Source organism: Herbaspirillum sp. YR522 (genome assembly GCF_000282575.1).
Classification (GTDB): Bacteria; Pseudomonadota; Gammaproteobacteria; order Burkholderiales; family Burkholderiaceae_D; genus Herbaspirillum.
Map to the genome: position 1 here is coordinate 40187 of NZ_AKJA01000040.1, position 6600 is coordinate 46786.

General features: G+C 63.6%; 8 protein-coding genes and 1 tRNA gene. 1 reads left to right on the forward strand and 8 read right to left on the reverse strand.

All coding sequences use genetic code 11. From position 1 onward, the window contains the following. Nucleotides 1-36: 36 nt before the first annotated feature. The 8 genes from PMI40_RS07055 to PMI40_RS07090 all read right to left on the reverse strand — a co-directional run bounded on the left by PMI40_RS07055 (nucleotide 37) and on the right by PMI40_RS07090 (nucleotide 5809). A complete protein-coding gene (locus PMI40_RS07055; RefSeq protein WP_008113584.1) occupies nucleotides 37-903 on the reverse strand; it encodes an alpha/beta fold hydrolase in 867 nt (288 codons plus the stop codon). A gap of 146 nt (nucleotides 904-1049) precedes the next feature. After that, nucleotides 1050-1142, reverse strand: a tRNA-Leu gene (locus PMI40_RS07060). 113 nt (nucleotides 1143-1255) lie between these two features. Then, the gene (locus PMI40_RS07065) at nucleotides 1256-1966 is read right to left on the reverse strand and encodes a GGDEF domain-containing protein (RefSeq protein ID WP_008113586.1); all 711 of its coding nucleotides are present in this window, start codon (nucleotides 1964-1966) and stop codon (nucleotides 1256-1258) included. Then, nucleotides 1966-2355 (reverse strand): DUF1987 domain-containing protein, encoded by a 390-nt coding sequence (locus PMI40_RS07070; RefSeq protein WP_008113588.1) that lies wholly within the window; start codon nucleotides 2353-2355, stop codon nucleotides 1966-1968. The genes PMI40_RS07065 and PMI40_RS07070 overlap by 1 nt, the downstream gene beginning before the upstream one ends. Nucleotides 2356-2402: 47 nt before the next feature. Further along, nucleotides 2403-2963: a SiaB family protein kinase gene (locus PMI40_RS07075; protein WP_008113590.1), complete on the reverse strand. Its 561-nt coding sequence runs from the start codon at nucleotides 2961-2963 to the stop codon at nucleotides 2403-2405. After that, on the reverse strand, nucleotides 2960-4228 hold the full coding sequence (locus tag PMI40_RS07080) for a SpoIIE family protein phosphatase (RefSeq protein WP_008113593.1): 1269 nt from the start codon (nucleotides 4226-4228) through the stop codon (nucleotides 2960-2962). Before PMI40_RS07080 ends, PMI40_RS07075 begins: the two co-directional genes overlap by 4 nt. A gap of 111 nt (nucleotides 4229-4339) precedes the next feature. Further along, nucleotides 4340-4561: a hypothetical protein gene (locus PMI40_RS07085; RefSeq protein WP_040501777.1), complete on the reverse strand. Its 222-nt coding sequence runs from the start codon at nucleotides 4559-4561 to the stop codon at nucleotides 4340-4342. A 201-nt stretch (nucleotides 4562-4762) separates the two neighbouring features. After that, nucleotides 4763-5809 (reverse strand): nitronate monooxygenase family protein, encoded by a 1047-nt coding sequence (locus tag PMI40_RS07090; RefSeq protein WP_008113597.1) that lies wholly within the window; start codon nucleotides 5807-5809, stop codon nucleotides 4763-4765. A 158-nt stretch (nucleotides 5810-5967) separates the two neighbouring features. Here PMI40_RS07090 and PMI40_RS07095 point away from each other — a divergent pair, with 158 nt between their 5' ends. Further along, on the forward strand, nucleotides 5968-6531 hold the full coding sequence (locus PMI40_RS07095; RefSeq protein WP_008113599.1) for a DUF2242 domain-containing protein: 564 nt from the start codon (nucleotides 5968-5970) through the stop codon (nucleotides 6529-6531). Nucleotides 6532-6600: the final 69 nt, after the last annotated feature.

Consider the following 6600-nt stretch of genomic DNA (forward strand, 5'->3'; position numbering starts at 1 on the left):
GCGCCGTGACACCGGCGCCAATAAAAATAACTGCGTTCAGCCCAGCAAGAACTTCTTGGCCACTTCGATCTGGGCCGCATGCATGAAGGTGGGCGCGTGGCCCACATCGGGCACTTCGACCAACGTGGCGTGCGGACCACGCCGGGTCATCTGTTGCGCGGTGTCCGGCAGCAGCAGGTCAGACTGCGCGCCCCGCACCAGCAGCGTCGGACAGCGCAACGCGTCGTAGGCCGCCCACAGCATCTGCTCACCGGCGCTGGCCGCCTCGGGCGTGGACGACTTGAAGGGCAGCGCCAGCGCCAGGTCGTAATGCCGGATCCACTGGCCCTGCTCGTTTTGCCGCAGCACGTCGGCGGCCAGCTTGTGCCACTCTTCGTCGCTGTGATGGCCAAAGCTGGCCGAGATGGTGCGGATGTAGTGCGCCGCCTCGTCGAAGGTATCGAAGCGTACGTCCTGGCCGATATAGTCGCCGATGCGCGCCAGCGCGGCGCCATTGATCGATGGACCGATATCGTTGAGCACCAGCTTGTGGATCGGGCTGTCGGGCATCGACCCCAGCACCATGCCGATCAAGCCGCCCATCGAGGTACCGAACCAGTCGACCAGCTCGGCATCGAGCCGGGCCAGCAGCGTGACCATGTCGCTCACGTATTGCGGAATGGTGTAGAACTGCGGATTGGCCAGGCGAGCGGAGCGGCCGCGCCCGACGATATCCGGACACACCACCCGATAGGTATCGCAGAGCTCGCGCGCGAGCCGGTCGAAGTCGTCGGCAACCCGCGTCACCCCGTGCACGCACACCAGCACATTGGGATTGCGCGGGTCGCCCCACTCCTTGTAGGCCATGCTGTGCAGCCCGGCGGGAGAAATGCATTGCACCGTCTTCACTACCGCTTCCGTCATGGTCGCCGCTCTTGGTGGTGGATGAAGACGATATTTTACTCTGCCCGGGCGCCTTGGCGGACAGCCGCATGGATGGGGTCGAACAAGAATGGATTGCGATGGCGACGACGCCGCGCCAAGTCGGGCCCGGCGTGGATGATTGCTGCTGGTGCCTGAGACCGGAATCGAACCGGTACGCCCCTTTCCAGGGTAGCGGCGGATTTTAAGTCCGCTGTGTCTACCAATTTCACCACTCAGGCCAGTGGGTTCCGGCATGGCTGCCGAAAGCGGATCGCATTATAGCAGCGCGCGCGCCAGGGTCACGCTATTTTTCTGATGACCTTGCAGCGGCCCCACCACCTGGCGGCACGGATCAGCCGTTGCTCTCGACCCGGTTGCGCCCGCCCCGCTTGGCACGATAGAGCGCTTCGTCGGCGCGCGCATAGGCGCTTTCGAAATCGCCCCCGGCGGCGCTCCACGACACGCCGAAACTGGCCGTCACGGGATGCGAGGGCAAGCAGGCGAAAGGTTCGCCGATGATCGCCTGGCGGATGTCTTGCGCCACGCGTGCCGCCGCCTGCAACGGCATGTCGGCCAGCAGCACCGAGAATTCTTCACCGCCGACGCGGCCGATCAGGCCCTCGCCCTGCAAGCCCTGGCGCAACCGCTGGACCAGTTCGCGAATGACCGCGTCGCCCGCCGGATGACCGAATTCGTCGTTGATGCGCTTGAAGAAATCGATGTCGAGCACGATCAGCGACAGCGCCGAATCCTCGAGGATGCCGCGCGCCGCGTCGAACACCGCCCCGCGATTGAGCGCACCGGTCAGGTTGTCGTGACGCGCCTTGTAGTCGAGCTCGTCGCTCAGTTGCTGCAGCCGCGCATTGAGGGCGTTGAGCTCGCGCTCGGTGCGGTCGCTGCGCGAGATCAGGCGCCGGCTCTGGCGCATCAACTGGCCATAGTTCTGTACCAGCTGCTCGAGCGCATCGCGATAATGCACCACGTCGGCAGCCGGGCTTTGCAGCACCTGGCTGGCGCGTGCCAGCGCGGCGGCTTCCGCTTCGAAGAGGTCGACGTCGGTCATCAGCTGGTTACCGCGTGATCATGGAACACCAGGTCGGCGAAGTCTTCCTTGAGCTCCTGGCCGAATTCGAAGATGGTGTCGTCTTCTTCGTCGTGGTACCAGTTGAGGATCACTTCGGTGCCGGCCTCGGCCTTTTCGTTGAGCGCATCGAACAACGAAAACAGCATCTTGGTGCTGGAGCTGTTGAAATACGCCAATGCCACATTGACAGTGATGGGAGTGGCCAGCTCGTCATGCGCCAGGAAGGCGCGCAGGGTGGCGATGATGTCGCCCCAGAACTGCGCGGCGTTCTCCGGGTATGACTCGCCCTTGAGCGAGAGAATCCGTTCTTCGAAGCGGAAATCGACCTCGGGAGAACTGGCACTGGCGGCAATAAATAAGTTATCCATAGACTCGATCAGAAAGCAAGACGGGTCTGCATCATGAGACCCTTTCTTTAAATGGTTGCGCGCAGGTAGAACATCGAACTGCCGTCCGCGTCCGGCGCCGAGAACTCGAAGTCCAGCGGTGCGCTGGCATCGCGTGCCATGGTCAACAGGCCCAGGCCGGCACCCTTGCTGTCGGGCGGCGTTTCCGATCGTAGGGTTTCCTTGTAGGCCGACTTGATTTCATCGATCGTCAGCGACCGCAGATGCGCCAGCTTGGTGCGCAGGCGTTCGGCGATCTCGGCATTGACCGGGTTGGCGCAATGCAGGTAGTAACGATCATCGGTATGCGAGATGAACACGGCGCCATGCCGCATCGAGGTCTCGCCCTGCCCTTCCTTCTGGTATGAATCGGCCGAGTAATGCACGATGTTCTGGGCCATCTCGATGAACGATGAAAACAGCTTGCGCCGGGTCTGCGCGATCGCGCCGGTCTGCTCTACGCGCAGCTTCACGGCGTCGGCCATGGCGGCGATGATGCTCTGGGAAAAATAGCCGACGTAATAGAAGATCACGTCGCGCCGCTCCACGTAGCTGTGGAAATCGGCCCATTCCTGTCCTATGCCGCTCATCTTGGTTGCTCGCTGTGGCCGGTGGACGTGGCGTCCAGCCGGCATCCAAAAAAGGTGACGTCGTCGCGACGCCGCTGCTGTGCCTGATAGCTCGAGTACGTGGCCATGAGCTCGCGCCCGAGCTCGGCCATCGGCAAGCCCCGGTGTGCCAGCAAGGCCTGGCGCAGGCGCTGCTTGCCGAACGCGATGTGCCTGGGGCCACCGATCTGGTCGATGACGCCATCGCTGCACACCAGGATCATGGCCGCTTGCGCGAGCACGATGGTGCGGCTGCTCCAGGTCATGTCGTCGCCGGTATCGACATAGCCCAGGCCGACGCGCTCGCCATCCACGGTCTGCACCGTATCGCTGCCGGGCTCCAGCAGGAACAGCGACATCTTGGCATTGGCGGTGGTCAGGCTGCGGCTGTCGGCGTGGTACCAGAAGAAGCAGGTATCCATGCCATCGTCCGATTCGGACGGCTTGCCGGCGCCGGCATGCTGTCCCAGCACCCGCTTCATGGCACGGTTGACCTCGCCCATCAGGCGCGCCGGATCGCGCGGCCCGCATTGCTCGATGGCCTGCTTCAGGCACGACGACGCGATCAGGGTCAGGAAGGCGCCCGGCACACCATGCCCGGTGCAGTCGGCGACCGCCGCGAACCAGCCATCGGCATGTTGTTCGAAATGATAGAAGTCGCCACCGACCACATCGCGTGGCTCCCATACCAGGCAGGCATCGGCCAGCGCGGCCGACATCGCGCCGCGCGACGTGCTCAGCATGGCGCGCTGGATCACGCTGGCGTAGTCGATACTCTGCATCACCTGGCGGTTCTTCTCGACTTGCAGGCTCACCAGTTCACGCATCAGCGCCAGGCCTGAGCCGAGCCCGACCAGGCGGCCCTGCTCCACGATCAGGAAACCGTCGGCCAGGGTCTTGTCACCGGAGGCCACCGCCAGCGCGCCCAGCGTTTCGATGGGCGTTGCGACGTCGACGATCAGCGGATCCTTGTCCATGAAGGCAATGCAGCTCTTGCGTTCGTACAGCTCGCGGTGATACGGCTTGGACATCTGGGACATGAAGATATGCCGGCTGATCAGTCCGATCGGACGATCATGCTCGACCACGGGCAGGCTCACCAGCTCCCGATGCTGGCCGAATATCTCCAGCACCCGCGCGTTGTTCTCGTCGAAGGGGACGACCGGAACGCTGACGGCCAGGTTGCCGGCGCTTGGCTGGTAGATAGGGGAGCCCCTGGTCGGGGCAAGACTGAAATGGCTGTTCACCGTGCTCGTACCCGCGTCATGAATTTTGATCAGTCGCGGATTGTATGCAAGCTCTATGACAACAATGTGACCAGCCGCTTCGAGGATACGGGCCAGGCCGGCCTGGGTGGATCAGCGCTTGAGCAACTCCAGGGCGTCTTCGGCCACGCTGCGCAGGTTGGTGATGGTGGCGTTCAGATCGGCCAGCTCGGCCGCCGTGGGTGGCTGGTCCATGCCGTCCTTGACCAGCGAGGCCTTGATGATGGTGGCAGCCATCTGCCACGCCGCCCGGTTATGGGCTTCGACCAGCTCCCGCTGGATGCGCTCCAATTCGACTTTCTGATTTTTATCCATTGCCATCTTCAACAAACCATTTGTGGGAACCATGCCACCATGGGCACGGCTCACGATCGTCCTGATGGAAAACGATACATTGAAAGACTTGAACATTACTTTCAGCGCGGCAATTGCACAAGCGATTTTGCACCACGCACCGCTCCCCGCCCCGGCAATTCCCATTCGACGGTAACGCGCACCCCGTCAGTGACATCGGCGCTAGCGATACAGCCCCTCCAGCAGCATGGCGGTCAACTCGGCGGCTGCGATCTCGCGGCATCCGGTGACGTTCTGCCCGGCCCAAAGTGGGGTGAATTCGCCGCGACCCAGCGCTTCTGCCTTGGCACGCAGCGGTGCAATACCGGAAGTAGCCAGCGGAAACTCGGGGGCCAGCGGACTCAACGCCCCCAGCTCGCGCATGGCACGATTGACGATCCCGCGCGCGGGGCGACCGGTAAACAGATTGGTCAATGCGGTATGCGCGGCGCCTTCGCTCTTTAGCGCTGCCCGGTGTACCGCACTGGTGGTGGCTTCGGGGCACAGCATATAGGCGGTGCCCACCTGCACGCCGGCCGCGCCCAGCGCCATGGCGGCGGCCACGCCATTGGCGTCGGCAATGCCGCCGGCGGCGATCACCGGCACCGATACCGCCTGCACGATCTGCGGCAACAGTGAAAACAGGCCTACCTGGGTGGTGAGGTCGTCGCCGAGGAAGATGCCACGATGGCCGCCCGCCTCCAGCCCCTGGGCGATGATTGCATCGACCCCGCGCTCGGCCAGCCAGCGCGCCTCCTGCACGGTGGTGGCAGAGGCGATGATACGTGCGCCCCAGTCACGAATGCGCTGCATCGCCTGGGGCGAGGGCAATCCAAAGTGGAAACTGACCACCCGCGGCTTGAAACGGGACAGCAACTCGGCCGCTTCGTCGCTGAAAGGCTGGCGCCCCGGCCCGCTGCCGATGCTGGCCGGGTCGATACCGAACTCGGCATAATAAGGCGCCAGTGCCTGGCGCCAGGCAGCCTCCCGCGCGGGGTCGGCGACCGGGGTGGTATGGGCAAAGAAATTGACGTTGTAGGGCCGGTCGGTTGCAGCCTGCAGTTTTTCCAGTTCGCTTTGCAATGCCGGCGCTGCCAGCATTGCGCATGGCAACGAACCGAGCCCACCGGCGTTCGATACCGCTGCGGCCAGCACGTGGTCTTGTACCCCGGCCAGCGGTGCCTGGATCAGCGGGTGTCGTATGCCCAACAGGGCCTGCAATGTGGTCATGGGGTCAGGGCCGGGAGTGAATCGATGCGCTAGCATAGCAGGCATCCCGAGCTTTGGCCGCACGCCTGCGTTACCGATATTTACCAAGCCTTTCCAGCCTGGCGCCGACGAATCCCTTACAATTGCCGCCACCAGAATCTGTCGTCGGAGAATGCCGCATGTCGTGCCCGCGTTTTTTTCACTCCACTGCCCTGCTTGCCCTGGGCGCCCTGGCAATGGCCGGTTGCGCCGGCAACCGCGCCGCGTTCTATCACCAGGAAGAGTTCACCGATACCAGCGCCTTCTCGCGCAGCTTTCCGGGCAGCGAAAAGGCGGTATGCGAAGCGGCGCGCCGGGCCTTGCTGGGCCAGGGGTACATCATCAACAAGAGCACCGCCAACACCCTCGACGGCAACAAGAGTTTCCAGCCCAGCGCCGACAAGCACATGGAAATCTCGTTTCATGTGGTGTGCGCGTCCAATGGCAACGGCCGCAGCTCGACCATGTTCGTCAGCGCCACCCAGGACGGTTTCGCGCTGAAGAAGACCGGCCAGTCGGCCAGCGTCGGGGTGGGCGTGCTGGGATCGGTATCGATGCCATTCACTTCCAGCGACGACTCGCTGGTGCGCGTGACCAGCGAGACCATCCGCTCGGGTGATTTCTACGACCGGTTCTTCGGCGCGTCCGAGCGCTATCTCATCGTCGACACCGAAGAAGACGCCGAGACGCCGCCCAAGAAATAGGCCGCAGCGCAAACCTCGAGGCACGCAGGACGAGTATGACGAATGCGACAATGGCGGCCGAGGCCGCCA

Excerpts from the sequence above, each read along its gene's own strand:
- PMI40_RS07065 (WP_008113586.1), bottom strand. The coding sequence starts at position 1,966 with ATGACCGACGTCGACCTCTTCGAAGCGGAAGCCGCCGCGCTGGCACGC.
- PMI40_RS07070 (WP_008113588.1), bottom strand. The coding sequence starts at position 2,355 with ATGGATAACTTATTTATTGCCGCCAGTGCCAGTTCTCCCGAGGTCGAT.
- PMI40_RS07090 (WP_008113597.1), bottom strand. The coding sequence starts at position 5,809 with ATGACCACATTGCAGGCCCTGTTGGGCATACGACACCCGCTGATCCAG.
- PMI40_RS07095 (WP_008113599.1), top strand. The coding sequence starts at position 5,968 with ATGTCGTGCCCGCGTTTTTTTCACTCCACTGCCCTGCTTGCCCTGGGC.
- PMI40_RS07075 (WP_008113590.1), bottom strand. The coding sequence starts at position 2,963 with ATGAGCGGCATAGGACAGGAATGGGCCGATTTCCACAGCTACGTGGAG.
- PMI40_RS07055 (WP_008113584.1), bottom strand. The coding sequence starts at position 903 with ATGACGGAAGCGGTAGTGAAGACGGTGCAATGCATTTCTCCCGCCGGG.
- PMI40_RS07085 (WP_040501777.1), bottom strand. The coding sequence starts at position 4,561 with ATGGATAAAAATCAGAAAGTCGAATTGGAGCGCATCCAGCGGGAGCTG.